The sequence below is a fragment of the Acinetobacter sp. ANC 4654 genome, assembly GCF_002135425.1.
In the GTDB taxonomy this organism is placed as follows: Bacteria; Pseudomonadota; Gammaproteobacteria; order Pseudomonadales; family Moraxellaceae; genus Acinetobacter; species Acinetobacter kyonggiensis.
In genome coordinates, this window is record NZ_NEGL01000001.1 from 672022 (window position 1) to 689664 (window position 17643).

17 protein-coding genes and 1 other RNA gene are annotated in these 17643 nt (G+C 40.8%); 3 read left to right on the forward strand and 15 right to left on the reverse strand.

The features are described 5' to 3' along the window. Positions 1-391: 391 nt before the first annotated feature. From B9T24_RS03220 to ssrA, 9 genes are all read right to left on the reverse strand, one after another. The gene (locus B9T24_RS03220; protein WP_086164454.1) at positions 392-2851 is read right to left on the reverse strand and encodes a DUF927 domain-containing protein; all 2460 of its coding nucleotides are present in this window, start codon (positions 2849-2851) and stop codon (positions 392-394) included. Beyond that, entirely contained in the window at positions 2848-3156 is a 309-nt protein-coding gene (locus tag B9T24_RS03225) for a hypothetical protein (RefSeq protein ID WP_004651079.1), read from the reverse strand. Before B9T24_RS03225 ends, B9T24_RS03220 begins: the two co-directional genes overlap by 4 nt. Positions 3157-3158: 2 nt before the next feature. Beyond that, complete coding sequence (locus tag B9T24_RS03230; RefSeq protein ID WP_086164455.1) at positions 3159-3437, reverse strand: hypothetical protein; 279 nt, start codon at positions 3435-3437, stop codon at positions 3159-3161. Positions 3438-3545: 108 nt separating this feature from the next. Beyond that, entirely contained in the window at positions 3546-3893 is a 348-nt protein-coding gene (locus B9T24_RS16860; protein WP_171264826.1) for a hypothetical protein, read from the reverse strand. A 3-nt stretch (positions 3894-3896) separates the two neighbouring features. After that, entirely contained in the window at positions 3897-4598 is a 702-nt protein-coding gene (locus tag B9T24_RS03240; protein ID WP_086164456.1) for a phage antirepressor KilAC domain-containing protein, read from the reverse strand. A gap of 2 nt (positions 4599-4600) precedes the next feature. Next, entirely contained in the window at positions 4601-4816 is a 216-nt protein-coding gene (locus tag B9T24_RS03245; RefSeq protein ID WP_086164457.1) for a transcriptional regulator, read from the reverse strand. Positions 4817-4923: 107 nt separating this feature from the next. Beyond that, complete coding sequence (locus tag B9T24_RS03250) at positions 4924-5889, reverse strand: hypothetical protein (RefSeq protein ID WP_086164458.1); 966 nt, start codon at positions 5887-5889, stop codon at positions 4924-4926. Positions 5890-6037: 148 nt separating this feature from the next. Continuing rightward, complete coding sequence (locus B9T24_RS03255; protein WP_086164459.1) at positions 6038-7267, reverse strand: tyrosine-type recombinase/integrase; 1230 nt, start codon at positions 7265-7267, stop codon at positions 6038-6040. 180 nt (positions 7268-7447) lie between these two features. Beyond that, positions 7448-7806, reverse strand: a transfer-messenger RNA (tmRNA) gene (gene ssrA / locus B9T24_RS03260). A gap of 131 nt (positions 7807-7937) precedes the next feature. On the opposite strand from ssrA, the gene glpK reads away from it, so the two are divergent. Then, a complete protein-coding gene (glpK, locus tag B9T24_RS03265; RefSeq protein ID WP_086164460.1) occupies positions 7938-9422 on the forward strand; it encodes a glycerol kinase GlpK in 1485 nt (494 codons plus the stop codon). A 53-nt stretch (positions 9423-9475) separates the two neighbouring features. On the opposite strand, the gene B9T24_RS03270 is transcribed toward glpK, so the two are convergent. The 3 genes from B9T24_RS03270 to B9T24_RS03280 all read right to left on the reverse strand — a co-directional run bounded on the left by B9T24_RS03270 (position 9476) and on the right by B9T24_RS03280 (position 12944). Continuing rightward, positions 9476-11005, reverse strand: a complete 1530-nt coding sequence (locus B9T24_RS03270) for a DHA2 family efflux MFS transporter permease subunit (protein ID WP_086164461.1) — start codon at positions 11003-11005, stop codon at positions 9476-9478. Positions 11006-11011: 6 nt separating this feature from the next. Continuing rightward, positions 11012-12163, reverse strand: a complete 1152-nt coding sequence (locus B9T24_RS03275; protein WP_086164462.1) for an HlyD family efflux transporter periplasmic adaptor subunit — start codon at positions 12161-12163, stop codon at positions 11012-11014. Between the two features lie 283 nt (positions 12164-12446). Further along, on the reverse strand, positions 12447-12944 hold the full coding sequence (locus tag B9T24_RS03280) for a thioesterase family protein (protein ID WP_086164588.1): 498 nt from the start codon (positions 12942-12944) through the stop codon (positions 12447-12449). A gap of 106 nt (positions 12945-13050) precedes the next feature. Between B9T24_RS03280 and hemB the strand changes: the two genes are divergently transcribed. Together hemB and thiO are read left to right on the forward strand one after the other, a co-directional pair. Beyond that, complete coding sequence (gene hemB / locus B9T24_RS03285; RefSeq protein ID WP_086164463.1) at positions 13051-14064, forward strand: porphobilinogen synthase; 1014 nt, start codon at positions 13051-13053, stop codon at positions 14062-14064. A gap of 18 nt (positions 14065-14082) precedes the next feature. Then, complete coding sequence (thiO, locus tag B9T24_RS03290; protein ID WP_086164589.1) at positions 14083-15204, forward strand: glycine oxidase ThiO; 1122 nt, start codon at positions 14083-14085, stop codon at positions 15202-15204. Here thiO and B9T24_RS03295 read toward each other — a convergent pair. The 3 genes from B9T24_RS03295 to B9T24_RS03305 all read right to left on the reverse strand — a co-directional run bounded on the left by B9T24_RS03295 (position 15190) and on the right by B9T24_RS03305 (position 17631). Next, on the reverse strand, positions 15190-16098 hold the full coding sequence (locus B9T24_RS03295) for a TIGR01777 family oxidoreductase (RefSeq protein WP_086164464.1): 909 nt from the start codon (positions 16096-16098) through the stop codon (positions 15190-15192). The genes thiO and B9T24_RS03295 overlap by 15 nt on opposite strands. Before the next feature lie 68 nt (positions 16099-16166). Beyond that, positions 16167-16613, reverse strand: a complete 447-nt coding sequence (locus B9T24_RS03300; RefSeq protein WP_086164465.1) for an ABZJ_00895 family protein — start codon at positions 16611-16613, stop codon at positions 16167-16169. Between the two features lie 394 nt (positions 16614-17007). Next, positions 17008-17631 carry a LysE family translocator gene (locus tag B9T24_RS03305; protein ID WP_086164466.1) on the reverse strand — a complete coding sequence of 208 codons (624 nt, stop codon included), beginning with the start codon at positions 17629-17631 and terminating at the stop codon, positions 17008-17010. Positions 17632-17643 lie beyond the last annotated feature (12 nt).

Here is a 17643-nt window from a genome sequence, read left to right on the forward strand (position 1 = left end):
CACTACGCCCACCTAATAAATAATGTTTTCAGATTTCACTATCTAGATTCTGCATGGCTTCTCTTTCTCCAACCCCATATATGTCTTTTTCACTGTGACAAGTGTGACGTTTGTGACGCATCTAATTAAGATCATGTTTTATATATATTTATCTAATAAAAATACGTCACATTCATTAAGTAATCTAACTGATTTAAATTGTGACACTGTGACATGCAAGTGTGACGTTTTTTCTTGAGATAGAATATGTGTCACACTCGTCACAGTCACGTCACACTGTTAAATATTGCTATAAATAAAAAGTGTGACATGGTAAATACTATATATAACAGTGTCTTATTATCAAAATAAAGCATTACGTCACACTCGTCACAATGAATAATCATCATTTCTAGATTTCATTATTAAAGTTCTGTATAGCATCGACCTTAAAATGCATCATGGTTGGACGTGAACCATCAGGCAGCTTACCGCCCACTCGCTTGGTGTAACGGCCATCTTCACAATCAAGCCATCCACTCACCTTTAGAATCTTTTTAGCACTGGCTTCATTCATGCCGATGCACATTTCCTTTTTGAACATGATTGTTGATACAAGGTAATGGCCCGAATCAGGATCATAATAGCCAACACGGTTATGAATCCTTTGCCGTAACACTTCCCCATCCGCCTGCCTGATTACGGTTAGATCCTCAAAACGGCTTGTACCATTGGCCTCAAAGAATGCCTTGATATGCTCAAGGGTTTTAGTTTCTTCCATATTCTCGCCGTTGCCTAGATTACCTAGCCACGTATTAAAGCAGTGTGCTACAGCCTCAAATGCACGGCCCTGTGTCCATCCTGTAATGCCTGCTTGTGTTGCCAGTTCTCCAGCAGTGGCCACAAGTGCAAAACGGCGTAAAACACGGCTGGCTTGGCCATTCTTGATTTGACTGTGCTGCTCAACAAAACTATCCAGTAGCGCTTGGGCTTTCTGCATGACTGTATCTTTATCCTGAGTCAGATACTCCAGCCATTTAATACCTGCATGGCCATAATGCTTTGATGCCAGTTCATTTATGCGGTTGCCTATGTCCTGTGGTGCTGTGCCGTAGTTAATACAGTCAAATACGCCGTAGCCTTTCCCTGCATCACTGGGGATATGTGCAAAGCGAAGTAATAGCCCTGCATCCAGTTCGATATTGCCACGGCGCAAATGCTCCTCAAGGGTGACTTCACCAGTAGAGGTATACATGAGGCTAAATTGCTTGGCATCGCGGTTTTTACCGGCCTTAGTGCTTCGGGCTTTACCTTGGCCACCTGTAAGCATATAGACAATATCAGACACGGCTTTGGGTACTGCTTGGCGCAGTTCATCCAGATTTAAAAAACTATCATTTCTGAGTTCTGCTTCATTTTCTAAAGCGTTGTCTGTGGTTCGCCATGACTTAGAAATATGCTTAGGATTACCCCAGATACTGCATGATGCTTTGGTAACGGTACTTTTGCCATCCGTTGATGAACCATAGATATGAAAACCACCACTTTCAGCACCTAAGGGCAAAACCAACTGTCCCGAAAAAGCACTTGAGAATGCTAATACTGCTAAAGCATGAGGTTCAATTAATTGGCTCAGTTCCTGCCACTCTTTAAAGCTCCCCGATAAGGTGTAAGGGCTTTTACTGTCACTGTGAAAAAGTAGTTCCTCATCTTCACTGTTGCCATAGGTTTTATTCGGTGTGGCAAAACAATAGCCATGCCATCCGGCACGATCTACACACCTAAAGCGTTGCTCTATTGGGTAATCCTGAATGTAGTTGATGAATACATTTTTCTTATAGGCTTGGCGTGGGGGCATCAGGCCATGATTGGCAATAATCTTTAAGGCTTCCTGTGCCTCCCCCATGAAATGTTCATAAGGGATCAATAGCCGGTGCAAAGTATTGTCCTTGTCATGAAACTGGATAACACGCTTCCAGTTGTCATTATTCAGGCTTCGCGCCTCACCTAAGATAATGGCTGAATGACAGATAAAAGTACGAGTCTGTTTAAGCTCCCCATCTTCATCTCTTTTTTCTTTAATCAGATAGAGGCCATTGTCCAAAATATGCAGGAATGCGCCGTCATCCATCCTAAAAGGCTTGGCCAAGTGGCCTTTAGGTAACAGACTAAATTTAGGCAGTTGCTCTATAGCTTCATCAATAAAAGCGATAACTTCCTCTTTGCTTTCGTCCTTTGATAATTCTGTAAAAAACTCACCTTCTAAAATGGTTTGATACTGATTCAGCAATCGAACTGTCATATTTTTCTCTAGGCTTTGAAAGGCTTCAAGCTGAATATGTTCAGGGCGTACTGGTAGATATAATTGTGTATAACCCGCCTTTGATAATTGATGAATCACAAACTGAATCTGCTCAAAATCAAAAGGCTTGAGTGCTGTTGGCTGGGTATTACATAGAGTCGGCAATATCACCAATACCACGGCGTAACAGGTTTGAGAAATCTTAAAAAATGCTTCTAGGTTGTAGGTGATTATGACAGGCTTGGCATGGTCAAAATCACCATACCTTGCAAAACCTTTGGCCAATCCATCGGGGATGACAGATACTCGTTGGCCATCCTGCAATACGGCACATTGAACAAGCTCCAGCTGCCCATTCACAATAGGCAAGATCACTGGGCTTTCATACTTAACGCCGTTTATCTCTACCTTACTTGGGTCAATATAGATCGGCTGTAATGGATTACCAAAACGCTCAATGATTGAATGGCTTAGATATGTTGCATCCAGTGGATTTAGAGTAGTGCTTTGCGCTAATATAGTTACAGGCTTATCAAAGTCTTGCTGAAAGTTTTGGGCGGTGTTATTCATAGTGACACCGCCTTTTTATTTGCTTCCCATTCTGTTTTGTATTGTTGTTCTTGCACTTGATTAAATTCAGCCGATTCTTGAACTATCGTATTGGTAATCGCAATAATGCGTTTTAGGTTGTTAAAGCATAATTCAGGGACATTGTAGACATTGCTTAGATATTCTTTGGTGCGTTCAAGTTCATTAGCAATAACCCCTAGCATTACACTTGTGTCAGCCATTTGTTCATAGGCAAGTAAATAGGCTTCAACCATGTCGCCAGCATCATAAGTTTTAGGCGTGTTATTAGAATTGATTTTAGACATGATTAGACCTCCTCAGCTTGAAAAGCCAAAGGCAGGATTCTTTCGATCATTTCTAATTTTGTTTGTAGCTCATAGATTAGGTCCGCAACAACCTCGCCCTTAACGGCTAACTCTCTACCATCTTTAAAACAGCTCCACGTCGCAATTGAGATATTTTTAGCACTGGATACCATGCTATATACAACATCCTGAGCATTTGCATAATCGGCTTCTGGGTGTGGGATATAAAAACTTTCAATACAGCCTAAAGTAAGGTTATACGGTTTTTTAGAATTGGACATGATTACACTCCCCATGCTGTTTTAAGCATTGAGGAAATGCGCTTAACGAAACTTTGCTTATGGGCAAAATCAGCAGATTGGATACGCTGGCGTGTAATTTGATGGATATTAGGCATGATTAATGCGCTCCTGTGCTTGTTTAGGAGCTTTGCCATTCACGACCAAATGAGGGTGGCAAAGCTGAAAAGGGTTGGTCGACAGGCAACACAAGAAACCTGCACACTCGAAAGTGTCCCTCTCCAGCTTCACCATAAAATGCGAACGCATAGAGATTTTACGCATAAAAAAAGCCCTGAGCGGACTGTATGCGCTTGTGTATGTGTAGCCGACCAAAGCTAATTCACCATGAGGGTGAACGCCGTTAGCATAAGCAAAACGTCCACAGCTTGCAACAGGAAAAATAGTTATTGCCCAAACTGAGAACAGTTTTAGGAGGTTGTGAAAGAGGTTCTTCATGCTTCAAGCCGTCATGCCGAAATGTTTAACCAAAACGTCCATACCCTTCGGTAGGATAAAAAATTCAATTTGGCTATAGCTTCCTAGTTCGCCATTGGCCTTGATTTTTGTTCGCTCTTCATACTTAGTTTCGCAGTAACCACGTTCTTGGCTGTAGTAAGTGGATGCACGAACATTTTGAAGTCGTCTATCCCATCCATGAGAGCGCAACCAATCTGCTAAAACTTGACGCTTAATATTGAGAATTTTACAAGCTTGCTGAAATTTCACACCTGTAGGCGTTTGAGTAATGGTCTGGATAGAACGCTCTAGACCAATATTTTTATGCTCAAGCTCGATGACCTGTTCTGTATATTCAAGTAGAGCTTTGCGTAGTGCATGAGGATTATTTAAATCAACTGTCTGTTGCTTTGATTGCCGTTCTAATTCTTGCCAGCGGTCTACCAGTCGTGCCGTAAATTCAGGGCATAACTGCGCTACCACAATAATACTATCGCGCTTACCTTGTTCACCAGAGAAGACATAAACCTTAGGTATTACCCCATTTGCCGATTTAATCCCATCCTCAATTTGAGGGTGGGAAATAATGCTAGCATCTACAAGGCTTTCAATAGTTCGCTTAACATTATCGGGACGTTTATGGACTAAATTAGCAATTTCTAAATGATCCATTTTGATACCTGAGAAAGAGGCTATTGGATTCATGCTTAAGCCTCCAATACTGCAAGACTTTGCTTTTGGCTGTTATGCCAGTCTACAAGCTCAGCATAGTCGAAATAGACTGGTGCTTGTTTGGTATCACCCTCTTTGATCGGGCGTGGGAAAGAGGCATCGGTACGCACTTTATGGCGCAGTGCTTCACGGCTTATGTCCAATAACTCACAAGCTGTTTTAAATTGAACGCGGATAGGTTTGATCGACATAAAAAAGCCCATACATGAAAGAGTATAGGCTTAGTATGTTTATCATTTTTATATTGTAATAGTAAGCAAGGTCTACTTAATCTATATTAAGCGGATGTTGCTATAAATTATTCTTTATTTCTCCCAGCCTCACTGGCATAAGCTGGAGCTACATCCTTAATCCATGATCTAATTGAAATAACTCTATCTGGCAATTGATCTTTATGATTTGTCTCAAATAAGGCAGAGTAAACATTTTCACACATTTGACCAATTTTAATTTCTTTTGTTTTATCCTTTTTCCATAAATAATCAGCAATATTTTTTGCATATCTCTTAGCCTCAATCTTTTCCTGACTTATGCCGATAGGCTTTGCCTCATTTTTTATTTTTTGAGGTTCGGGCTCCATATCATCATAGAAATTGTTATTTAATATAGCCATAACATCATCATTTTTTATAAAAATATCTTTTTCATTAACCTTAAAAGTGTGTACACCTATCTCTTCATTTTTATTCAATTCTGGAATAGTCATACATTTATCTATTACAGATAAAAACTCAGTATATGCTATATGAATACTTGGCATTTCTTCATCTTGAAAATGCTGTTCACATACTGAAAAAACCTCATCCTCACTAAAGATTACATCGCCATCCATAGAATATAAATCTAAAGGTAAAAACTCCATATATATTGAATTCCCCACTTTAATATCCATATAGTTTTTATGATTAAGTTCGAAAAAAATTCCACCATCAACACTGAATTTATTCACTTTATTATCTAATGTAGTATTTATTGATGTAATTACAGCATTATTTTTCTCTCTCCAATCTCTATATTTATCAAAATATAAATCTATATCACCTGTACCATATCTATCCACACCATCTAAGCTTATTGGGAAAATTGCTATATCTGCTTTTATTCCTATGTTGTAAGTATGAAAATATAATTTTATTTTTTTCTGGTACAGTGACATATAAAACTGTTCAAAAGAAATACTGTAGTCAGTATGTTTCCTTATGTAATTATCATAAACATCAAATATTCTAACAAATGATGCATCTAAAAAAAGCTTATTAGCCATATATACCTCCCACAGCACCCCAAGAAATAGCTAAGCCAATCAAATTGGGTATTCGACTTTCGCCCCGTCGGGCTAGGCTTAGCAAACTGAATATAAATGATATTAAGCTATATTTGTGTATGTATTGGTATTACTACGACAAGTCTTGTCACTTAACTTTTTTAAACTGAATAATGCTCTGATCTGCTATTTCTTCTAAATGATCTGCATACCATTGCATCATGTTTTCCCTATCCTGTAAGTATTGGGCTTTGTTATAGACCCCTGCTACGCCGTCCTTAACGTGAGCTAAAGCAGCCTCAATATGACGTTCATCAAAACCACGATTATTTAACAAGGTACTGGCAATATGTCTAAAGCCATGTGGTGTCTGTCTACCCTCAAAGCCCATGCGCCGTAAAGCCATGATAAAAACTGTATCCGATTTTGGTTTGCTCTTGTCCGATCTACTGGGGAATAGATACTCTGAATTGGTTTCATAAGTTTTTAATTCAGTAAGTATGGCAATAGCTTGCTTAGGCAAAGGTACAACATGCTCGCGGCGTTTTTTCATTCGTTCTTCAGGGATATTCCACAAGCCTTGTTCTAAATCGAACTCATCCCATTTAGCCCCTCTTAGCTCACTAGGGCGACAAAACAGCATAGCTAAAAGCTGTAATCCCATTCTTACGTCCATAGTGGGGTAATTATTAATTGCTCGGATTAATGTTGGTAACTCTGCCTCACTCACATGAGCCATGTTTTCTTTTTTACCTTGCTGTAAGTATTTTTGAATACCCTCTAATGGATTGTAATCAATTCGACCTGTAACCTTTGCAAAGTCATAAATATCACGACACATCGCACGGACACGGTTCACCTGTTCATATATACCCTGTGACTGCTGTATACCTTTTAAATGATTCATCCACTCAATTGGCTTGATTGTGGTGTACAAGCGTTTGCCAAAAACAGGAAATACATGCTTTTCTAATGCTCCCTTATTTCGGGTCATTGTGTCTGCTACCCATGAAGTTAATTTGGTATCCAACCACTCACGAGCCAGTAGTTCAAAAGTGGCATTATTCTGTTCCACTTCTTGCCGTTTGCGTTCCTGTTTTGAAATAATTGGGTTTTCACCCCTAGATACATCATCTAAAAGTTCTTTGGCTTTCTTACGTGCTAATTGCCCACTGATTTCAGGATAACCCCCTAGTCCTAACCACGACCACTTACCATCGGGCTTTTTATACCTAAGTTGCCATGACTTATTACCATCGGGTTTTACTCTGATATACAGGCCATTGCCGTCAAGCTCACGATATTCTTTTAGTTCTGCTTCAAGATTGGCAATCACAGTATCAGACAAAGGACGGCGTTTTATTTCTGATCTTTTCATTTAACCGTGTATCCCTTGAGTTCAATTTTTATTAAAGGATACACGTGGGGATACATAGAAAGCAACACTATATGCTTTTATGTCTAGGTATGTTTAGGCATAAAAAAAGGCTTAACCCCTTTAGGATTAAGCCTTTCAGTTCCAAAACTTGGCATATTTTGCCATGTTTGGGAAGGTATTTGGTGGAGGTGGCGGGAGTTGAACCCGCGTCCGCCAGCATTACGCTCGAGAATACTACATGCTTAGATATCGTCTATTGTTTTAACTCTTTGTGACCCGACGAACAGGGTACAAATCGCGATCCTCTTAATTTAGTACAAAACCCCGAGGCTTGGTTTTATACGGCCTTGTGTGCGTGCGCTTCAGTCGGACTCTCTAACCACAAGTATTCGGAGAGGCGGACAAGCTGCCCTTAGGCAGCTAGAGCGTATGATTCGTCGTTTGCGACTAAAAAATGCAAATTTGATTTACGAGAGAAAATGCGCTCTCGGCATGCATCTATGAGTTTCATCACCAGCGTCGAAGCCAGAAACACCCCCAAAGTACTGCGCAATCATAGCATGAATGTCAAAAATTACGATATATTTTCTAAACTTTTACATAACTAGATGCGTTTAATTACATAATTGAGCTAATATTTTACTTTTCAAGTCTAATAATAGAAAAAATTATGAGTTATTTACTTGCACTCGATCAGGGGACGACATCTAGTCGTGCGATTATTTTCAATGAACATGGAAAAGTTCAAGCAACAGCCCAACGTGAAACCCACATCAAAACACCGCATTCGGGTTGGGTGGAACAAGATGCTCAAGAAATATGGACAACACAAATTGCAGTGGTACAACAAGCTCTAGCATCGGCTCGCATTCTGGCCAAAGACATTAAAGCGATTGGACTGACCAACCAGCGGGAAACCACCATCGTTTGGGATAAACGAAACAGTAAACCTTTATCCCCTGCAATTATTTGGCAAGACCGCCGTGCAACCGAGTGGTGTAACCAACTCACACTGCAAAATTTACACGATAAAATTCACCATAAAACAGGTTTACGCATCGACCCCTATTTCAGTGCAGGGAAATTGGTTTGGCTACTGGAAAATGTAGCAGGTTTACGTGATCTTGCTGAACAAGGGCATGTTGCTTTTGGCACGGTTGATAGCTGGTTAATGTGGAATCTGACTCAAGGTGCTGAACACGTCATTGAAGCCAGTAATGCTTCACGCACCATGCTGATGAATCTACAGACCCAACAGTGGGATGAGGAATTACTTGAACTCTTTAATATCCCCCACTCTGTTTTACCTAAAATTATTTCATCCGACACTTATGTCGCAGATACAGCAACAGGTCTACTGGGTGCCAATATTCCGATTACGGGTATTTTAGGGGATCAACAATCTGCTTTATTTGGTCAATCTTGCTTTGAAATTGGTACAGCAAAAAATACCTATGGTACAGGTTGTTTCATGCTGTTTAACACAGGGCATGAAGTTCAATTTAGTCAGAATAAATTACTCAGTACACTGGCTTGGAAATGCCAAAATCAAACCACCTATGCCCTTGAAGGCAGTGTATTTATGGCAGGTGCCATTGTGCAATGGTTACGCGATGGTTTAGGCATTATTCAGCATAGTAATGAAGTCGAAAAGCTGGCTTGCCAAGTCAAAGATACCGATGGTGTGGTCTTGGTTCCCGCCTTTACAGGACTGGGTGCACCCCACTGGGATAGCGATGCACGTGCCTTACTTTGTGGTATGTCACGTGGCACCAATAAAGCCCATATAGCACGAGCAGCCTTGGAATCGATTGCTTTTCAAGTTTCCGATGTTTTAACTGCAATGCAATCTGATATTGCACACCCATTGAAAGAATTGCGTGTCGATGGTGGTGCCAGTCAAAATGATATGTTGATGCAATTCCAAGCCGATATTCTGAATGTTCCCGTACTTCGCCCCAAAATGTTGGAATCGACCGCATGGGGTGCTGCGGCTATGGCAGGTTTAAAATCTGGGATTTTTTCCAATATGTCTGAAATTTCAGAATCTTGGCAACTGGATCGTGCCTTTGAACCCAATATGGGTATTGATCAGCGCCAATTCCATTTGAATCAATGGAAAACTGCGTTAAAACGGTCAAAATCGGACATCTAATCAAAACTGTCTCTGTATCGGAGACGCAGAGACAGTTTTATAAACACGGCAGATTAATGCATAGGTTGACTCGCACCACCAACTTTAGGTTTTGGGCACAACCAAATGATTAATCCTGCAAAAACAAAGACCATCGATAAGATTAAAAACACATGGTTTGCTGACAAAGTTAAGGCCTCTTTATCGACCAAACTGGAAATGTAACCCAAAGCACTATCTGAGCTCATTCCACTTTGGATCAAAGTACTTTGCGTACTTTCAGGATGTAAATTGCTCACTATTTCACTGCGTGCAACTTTTGCTTGATCATCCCACATGGTCACCGCAATGGATGCACCTATTGCCCCAGCCATAGTTCTTAAAAAATTCATCAGTCCTGCGGCAGATGCCATTTCATGTGGCTTGACCGAAGCCAGTGCCATATTCGACAACGGAATAAAGAAAAATGGGACGGCAAAACCCTGTAAAATTTGCGGCAATGCCAATGCCATAAAATCTGCATCAGTGGTCCAGAATGACCGCATCAGGGTCACAACACCCAATAACATCAGACCAAAACAGGCCAAAGCACGTTGATCATATTTGGTTGCCATTTTCGCCACAATCGGTGACATCATTAAGCTACCAAAGCCCATGGTTGCAGTGAGGTAACCGGCCCATGTTGCGGTATAGCCCAAGTTAATCTGCACCCACTGTGGTATAAGTACAATACTGGCAAAGAATGCCCCAAACGCAAAGGCCAGTGACAACACTGAAATGGTAAAACTACGATAGCGAAAGATCTGAATATTCACTACAGGGTGCCGTTCGGTGAGTTCCCAAATAATAAAAACAATCAGTCCAACGACAGTAATCACCGCTAAAGCGCAAATAAAAGTACTATTAAACCAATCATTTTCATGCCCTAAATCTAGCATCAACTGCAATGCACCAATCCAGATAATCAGTAAAAATAAGCCAATACTATCTATTTTAATTTTTGAAATAGCCGTTTCAGCAGGTTTTAATAAGCGTAATGCGGCAACCGCACAAAAAATTCCGACTGGAATATTAATAAAGAAAATCCAGTGCCAAGATAAATTGTCACTGATTGAACCGCCTAAAATAGGGCCAAGAATCGGCCCTACGACGGTGGTCATCGCCCACATACCCATGGCTTGGGATTGCTTTTCTGGAGGGAAAATACGCATCAGCAAGGTCTGGCTGAGCGGCATAATTGGCCCACCAAATAGCCCTTGTCCAATACGACACATCACCAGCATTTCTAAACTGGTCGATAAGCCACATAAAATTGAAAATACAGTAAAGCCAATCAAACTGATGATAAATAGCCTGACTGCACCAAAACGTCCCGCCAACCATCCAGTCAGTGGAACACAAATCGCTTCGGCAACGGCATAGGAGGTAATCACCCATGTGCCTTGTGAACTTGAAACGGCTAAACTGCCGGTAATATGCGGCACAGAAACATTGGCAATGGTCATATCCAATACGACCATAAAGTTCGCCAATGCCAACACAAAAGCCGCAAGGATGAGGCGCCCTCCTTTAAGGTCGCCAAATGGTACGTAGTTATTATTCATAAGCCACTACTTCGAAGCGAGGTTAATTTTCGCTTCCATAGATAAGCCTACACGTAAAGGATGTTCAGCTAATTCTTTCGGGTCAAGCGCAATCCGTACAGGTAAACGCTGCACCACTTTAATCCAGTTACCTGTGGCATTTTGTGCAGGGATTAAAGCAAATGCTGAACCTGTTCCGCCTGAAAATCCAATCACTGTGCCATGAAACTCAACCTCATCACCGTATAAGTCAGAGGTCAGTACCGCTTTCTGCCCTGCTTTAACTTTAGCCAACTGGCTTTCTTTAAAGTTAGCATCGACATACAGTTTCGAAATAGGTACCAACATCATTAACACTGTACCCGGTGCGACACGTTGTCCAACTTGAATATTACGACGTGCAATCACTCCATCAAACGGCGCTTGAATTTCGGTACGTTCCAAATCAAGGATGGCTTGTTTTAAATGTGCTTGTGCAATCAATACATCGGGAGCCGAAGTTTCATTACTACCACGAATCAATGCTTCATTGGCAGCCAAGGTACTTTGTGCCGCTTTTTGACCCGATTGCGCTTGCGCCAAGCCTGCTTTCGCCAAATCCAAACCTGCTTGTGCATTATTTACCGCACTTTGGGCAGTACTCAGTTCTTCTTTGGAAATTGCCCCAGATGCACTGAGTTGACTACGGCGTGCCAAGTCATTTTGTGTTTTATTTAGCTCTGCTTGTGCTTTCGCCACCTGTGCTTCTGCACTATGAATGCCGTCATCGCTGACAAAAACTTGAGAATTTAAAGCACTGCTATTGGCTTGTGTTTGTTTGTATTGACGCTGTGCTTTCATCAATTCAGCCTGTGCCTGAGCCAGTGCAATTTCAGCATCACGCTGATTGACACGCACCAACACATCGCCTTTTTTGACTGCTTGAGTGTCACTGACCATCACATCTAAAACCTGCCCGCTAACCATAGAGGTAATAGATGCGGTTTCTGCACCCACATAAGCATTTTCGGTACTGACGGAGTGATTAAAAAACACAGTCCACACTACATATGCAACAGCAGCAACAATAAGTATCAATGCGACTATGCTTAAGGCTTTCTTTCGTTTTGCTTTTAAAGCAACATCCGAAATATCTTCATTTGATGGTGTTTCTGCTAAGGTATTTTGAGCATCTGTCATGATTATTCCTACATCCAACAGACTTGGTCACCACACATCATAGATGTCATTTTGATAAATATAAAACGAACACATATGCAAGACCATCCATGTCATGAGATGGTGGCGATGAGAAAGTCATTTTTTTATTTAATATTGATGGCGCATTTTAATAACAAAAAATCATGATGCGAGAATAAAAATGTAACTGATCAGTCTTTAAAATGATTTTGGCATTCAATTTTCATTCAATGCCAAAAAATCAGTCTATTTTATCTGTTAACCAAATACGTTAAAAACACGCTTAATAGGCATAAGAGGCAATCGCGGTTGCAATCGGCTTATCTTCATCATTGACCAAGGTCATCCGCATGGTGCAACCCTTACGACCCAAACGTAAAGTTTCAGCACGCGCAATAAAATATTTGCCACGACCCGGTGCCAAATAATCAACGCGCATATCGACTGTCGCCAAACGCGTCACTTTTTTAATGGTATCAGGCAGTTCATCGGCTTCCGCCTTTTTATATAACTCGCCCATAGCCGCAATACCACCAATGCTATCGAGAATCGTCGCAGCGACCCCGCCATGCAAAATTTGAAAAGCCACATTACCAATCATAAAAGGCTGCATTTCAATGTAAGCTTCAATTTGCCCATCCACCACACGCATCAGCATCTCATTGTGTTTAAAGTAAGGAGAGCTATTAAATGCATGACACAACTGTTTGAGGACAACATCAATATCGACCTTCGCGCCTAAATGTATGTTACCAGTCCAATTTTTATCTGCTTGCGTCATAGTCTGCTCGAATACCTTAATTTGAGAAATAGCCATTAACTTATGCCCTAAAAGCCAATTCTAGGGCTACAATAGCGCTAGTTTAATACTGATCAATGAGATTGTTATGACTTATACGTTCAATCGTCCTGCATTTCCTGCCACTCGCATGCGTCGAATTCGTAAAAATGATAAATTGCGTTCTATGGTACGTGAAACCCAATTGACGACCGATCATCTCATCTATCCAGTATTCGTACTTCCGGGGCAAAACCAAACCCAAGATATTCCAAGTATGCCCAATGTTCAGCGTCTGTCTGCTGATCTGCTGTTAAAAAAATCAGAACGCTTACTGAAACTCGGGGTGTCTAAACTGGCTTTATTCCCAGTCACACCACAAGAAGATAAAAGCCTAACCGCTGAAGCGGCTTGGCATGAAAATGGTTTAGTGCAAAACACCATTCGTTTACTGAAAAAAGAATTACCCGAAATGGTCCTCATCACTGACGGTGCGCTTGATCCTTACACCACACATGGTCAAGACGGAATTATTGATGACACGGGTTATGTGCTGAATGATGAAACCATTGAATGTTTAATTAAACAAGCCTTAAGTCATGCTGAAGCAGGTGCCGATGTGCTTGCACCCAGTGACATGATGGATGGTCGTATTGGTGCAATTCGTACTGCGCTTGAAGCCAATGGTCATATCTATACCAATATTATGGCCTATTCAGCCAAATATGCCTCGAGCTTTTATGGTCCTTTCCGAGATGCCGTCGGTTCATCCAGTAACCTCAAAGGTGGCAACAAATATAATTACCAAATGGACATCGGCAACCGCGCTGAAGCCTTACATGAAATTGCACTGGATATTCAAGAAGGTGCAGACATGGTGATTGTGAAACCGGGGATGCCTTATCTGGATATCGTGCGTGAAGTGAAAGACAATTTTGCTATTCCGACCTTTGTCTATCAAGTCAGCGGTGAATACGCGATGCTGGCGGGTGCAATTCAAAATGGCTGGTTATCCGATGACGTGATTATTGAATCACTGATGAGCTGTCGCCGCGCAGGTGCAGACGGGATCTGGACTTATTTTGCAGAACAAGCTGCACTTAAACTCAAAGACATGAACTAAGGACAAGTGACGCAAGCGATGAAAATTGCCATTATTGGAGCAGGTATTAGCGGTCTAATGTCTGCTTTAGAGCTTGTGGAACAAGGATGTTCCGTCATTATTTTCGATCAGCAACATGCAGGTCAAGCCGCATCATGGGCTGGTGGCGGAATTCTCTCCCCAATGTATCCGTGGCGCTATCCGCATGCTGTGAATCAATTGGCACAACACGGAAAGTCACTGTATTTAAACTGGAATGAAAAATTAAAGCCCATTTCAGGCATTGATTTTGAAATTCATGAAACAGGTCTACTGATTTTTGATGAAGCTGATTTTGAAACAGGGCTAAATTACGCCCAGAAATTTCAACAACCGATGCAGCACGCTGAATATTTACAAGCAGAACAATTGGCACAAGTGAATCCCTTCATTCATCCGCAATTTCAACATGCCATGTATTTCCCACAGATTGCCAATGTGCGTAATCCAAGATTGTTACAATCTATGATTGGCTACTTAAAGCAGCATCCTAAAGTTGAATTTATTGAACATTGTCCAATTGAACAGTTCAATATTATGAATGGTAAAGTTCAATCCATTCGTAGTCAAAATCAGCAAACCTATTTCGCAGACCAGTTTGTAATCACGACGGGCGCTTGGTCTAAACATTGGTCTGAACAACTCGATTTAGATATTCCTGTACAGCCTGTACAAGGACAAATGGTGCTGTTTAAAACCCCACAAAACTGGTTGCCCACCATGTGCATGAATAACGTGATGTATTTAATTCCACGTTTAGATGGGCATGTGGTGTGCGGTTCAAGCATGGCGAATTGTGGTTTCGACACCACGCCTACTGCTGCGACCCAACAGACCATTTTAGAGGCATGTTTCGAGATGGTGCCTGAACTGGCAGCGTTTCCAATCGTCAAACAATGGGCCGGCTTAAGACCGAGTTCACCGACAGGTGTGCCTTATATTGGGAAAATGCCAGAGCTTGATAATGTATGGGCAAACTTTGGGCATTTCCGTAATGGTTTATGTATGGGACCTGCATCTGCACGCCTATTAAGACAGCTCATACTGAAACAACCGACCTTGCTCGACCCAACAGCTTTTTGTCCAACAAGGCTGACCGCCAACACCTTAACTAGCCCCTAAAATATCTTCCAAAGCCTGTTTTAAGGTCGGATATTTAAACTCAAACCCTACATCTTGCAATGCTTTGGGTTGCACATATTGACCATTTAAAACCAATTGCGATTGCTCACCCAATATTCCTTTCAAAACAAAAGCTGGTAAAGAGAGGCAAGGTTTACGTTTGAGTTGCTGTGCAGCAATATAAGCAAATTGCGCTTGGGTCATTTTTTCTGGACAAACCACATTAAAAATCTGAGCCGCAGTTTCTTTGGTCATTAAAAATTCAATTGCGCGTAGCACATCTTGAATATGTACCCAAACCACAGGTTGCCGCCCCTGCCCAATACGCCCAACTAAATTCAGTTTAATTGGCAATAACATTTGCGGAAGAATGCCACCGTTGTTTGCAAAGACAATCCCAAAACGTACAATTTTAGTCTGCTGAGACTGAAAACTTAATGCAGCATGTTCCCATAACTGACACAGTTCCGACATAAAAATAGATTGTGGCGCAAACTGTTCAGTACAGACTTCTGTCCATTGCTCAGTCGGATCAATGCCGTAATAGCCCACAGCAGAGCCTGAAATAATACGCTTGGGAAAAATCTGTCTTTTTTCTAAGTAACGATAGAGTTTTTGTGTGGTTTCAACGCGACTCTGGATTAACTGTTGTTTTCTTTTGGCTGTCCAACGTGCCTTGCCAATATTTTCACCCGCAAGATTAATCACGTAGTCGATACGATCGGTTTTCAGTTCATCTAGCTGCTGAATCCAAATCAGACTCGGATGACGAAACAGCTTATCTTTTTGTCGCGTGAGTCCAACCACCGCATAATCACGCGCCAATAAATAAGCAATGAGATGCGAACCAATAAAACCACTTGCACCTGTGATCAATACACATGCCTTTTGCATTTCATGATCTCTCTTGTTTCTTCTATCTATAGATCAAGAGCGGTGAAAATTCAAGCATGAAGCATTGATCAACCAAACATTTTTTTCGCCATACGTTGTGCTTGTTTACCATAAAACCAATAGGTTAAGAGATATAGTGGTATCGCAATCAGCAAAATCATCACCATCACCACACTCATAAATTGTGGATTTTTTAGATAAAATAGGAAATTTTGCCAAATATCGGGATCGCCTTTAGAAAAAATTAAAATTCCAACCAACAAAAAGGCAAGGTTATAGCCCCAGAAAATCAGGCTAAATCCTAAAGTTATTTTTTTGCGCTCTTGATCACTTGGTGCACGTTGCTGTTGTTTTAAAAACTTATAAAGCACTAAAATCATTGCTGTTAAATACGGTATTACAGTCAAAATACCGCCCATGCCTGTAGGCAATAAAGCGGCTAAAACACCGCAGATACAGGTAAAAATAAAGCAAAATAAAAAAAACCATAAAAAATATCGATTTAGTGACACTATGTACCTACGTAAACAACGTTTAGATCACCATTATAAAAAAAAATGAGTTTTTTTTCATTTTATTGTCAACCAATCTGTAAACCCCTACGTTATAGAAGGTAAGAAGTTCATAAACCCGTTAATTTGTACCGGCATCCACAATGTTTGCGGTGAACTTTTCCTAAAGCAATAAACTTAATAAGTTTCAAGTTTTAGTCTGGAACAGCAGCCCTAGCTAAAATTTGCAACAGATTTTTTGACCGACGATTTCACATCACTCGAATCGTCGGTCTTTTGTTTTCTACAGCTTATTTTTTAATTTTCACATTTATTTTCAAATACTTAAAGCAACACCTAATGCATTTCTTCGCTCTAAAAATGATAAAGTAACGCGATATGCGAATGACGCAAAAAACTACTTCATACCAAAAATGAGTTTTAAGCCCAGTAAGGTCATGACTCCGCCTGCAATTCGGTCAAAAATAGCTTTAGACTTTAAATAAACTTTTCTTGGACCTTCAGCCGATAATGCCACTGCCACCAATGAATACCAGCCTGCATCAATAAAAAAACATAAAATCGGTAAAACCAGATAAAAATAAGTAGGAATTTCTTTCGGTAAAAGTGCTGTAAAAACACTGGCTAAAATAATGGCAATTTTAGGATTACTTAACTGCGTAATGAAACCTAAACGATAGGCCTGCGCATGGGTCATGGGCTTTACATCACCATCTGTAGTTTGCATCGGTTCTTTGGCATGTTTAATAATTTTATACGCCAGCCAAAGTAAATATAAACCACCACAAATTTTCAAAGCCAAATAAGCCGATGGCACGGCCAGTAAAACAGCTTGCAACCCCATGACCGCTAAAAAGCCAAATAAAGCTGCACCCGTACCTGTACCTAAAGCGGTAAATAATCCATGTTTACGTGAAATCGCAATTGAATTTTTTGCTACATAAATAAACGTTGGTCCAGGGCTAATTGCACCCAACACCAGCGCCAAAGTAATTGAGCCTAATATCAATAATGATTCCAATGCTTTTGACCT

Bases quoted from the DNA above. Each gene is read 5' to 3' on its own strand.
- B9T24_RS03220 (WP_086164454.1), bottom strand. From the start codon at position 2,851: ATGAATAACACCGCCCAAAACTTTCAGCAAGACTTTGATAAGCCTGTA.
- B9T24_RS03225 (WP_004651079.1), bottom strand. From the start codon at position 3,156: ATGTCTAAAATCAATTCTAATAACACGCCTAAAACTTATGATGCTGGC.
- B9T24_RS03230 (WP_086164455.1), bottom strand. From the start codon at position 3,437: ATGTCCAATTCTAAAAAACCGTATAACCTTACTTTAGGCTGTATTGAA.
- B9T24_RS16860 (WP_171264826.1), bottom strand. From the start codon at position 3,893: ATGAAGAACCTCTTTCACAACCTCCTAAAACTGTTCTCAGTTTGGGCA.
- B9T24_RS03240 (WP_086164456.1), bottom strand. From the start codon at position 4,598: ATGAATCCAATAGCCTCTTTCTCAGGTATCAAAATGGATCATTTAGAA.
- B9T24_RS03245 (WP_086164457.1), bottom strand. From the start codon at position 4,816: ATGTCGATCAAACCTATCCGCGTTCAATTTAAAACAGCTTGTGAGTTA.
- B9T24_RS03250 (WP_086164458.1), bottom strand. From the start codon at position 5,889: ATGGCTAATAAGCTTTTTTTAGATGCATCATTTGTTAGAATATTTGAT.
- B9T24_RS03255 (WP_086164459.1), bottom strand. From the start codon at position 7,267: ATGAAAAGATCAGAAATAAAACGCCGTCCTTTGTCTGATACTGTGATT.
- glpK (WP_086164460.1), top strand. From the start codon at position 7,938: ATGAGTTATTTACTTGCACTCGATCAGGGGACGACATCTAGTCGTGCG.
- B9T24_RS03270 (WP_086164461.1), bottom strand. From the start codon at position 11,005: ATGAATAATAACTACGTACCATTTGGCGACCTTAAAGGAGGGCGCCTC.
- B9T24_RS03275 (WP_086164462.1), bottom strand. From the start codon at position 12,163: ATGACAGATGCTCAAAATACCTTAGCAGAAACACCATCAAATGAAGAT.
- B9T24_RS03280 (WP_086164588.1), bottom strand. From the start codon at position 12,944: ATGACGCAAGCAGATAAAAATTGGACTGGTAACATACATTTAGGCGCG.
- hemB (WP_086164463.1), top strand. From the start codon at position 13,051: ATGACTTATACGTTCAATCGTCCTGCATTTCCTGCCACTCGCATGCGT.
- thiO (WP_086164589.1), top strand. From the start codon at position 14,083: ATGAAAATTGCCATTATTGGAGCAGGTATTAGCGGTCTAATGTCTGCT.
- B9T24_RS03295 (WP_086164464.1), bottom strand. From the start codon at position 16,098: ATGCAAAAGGCATGTGTATTGATCACAGGTGCAAGTGGTTTTATTGGT.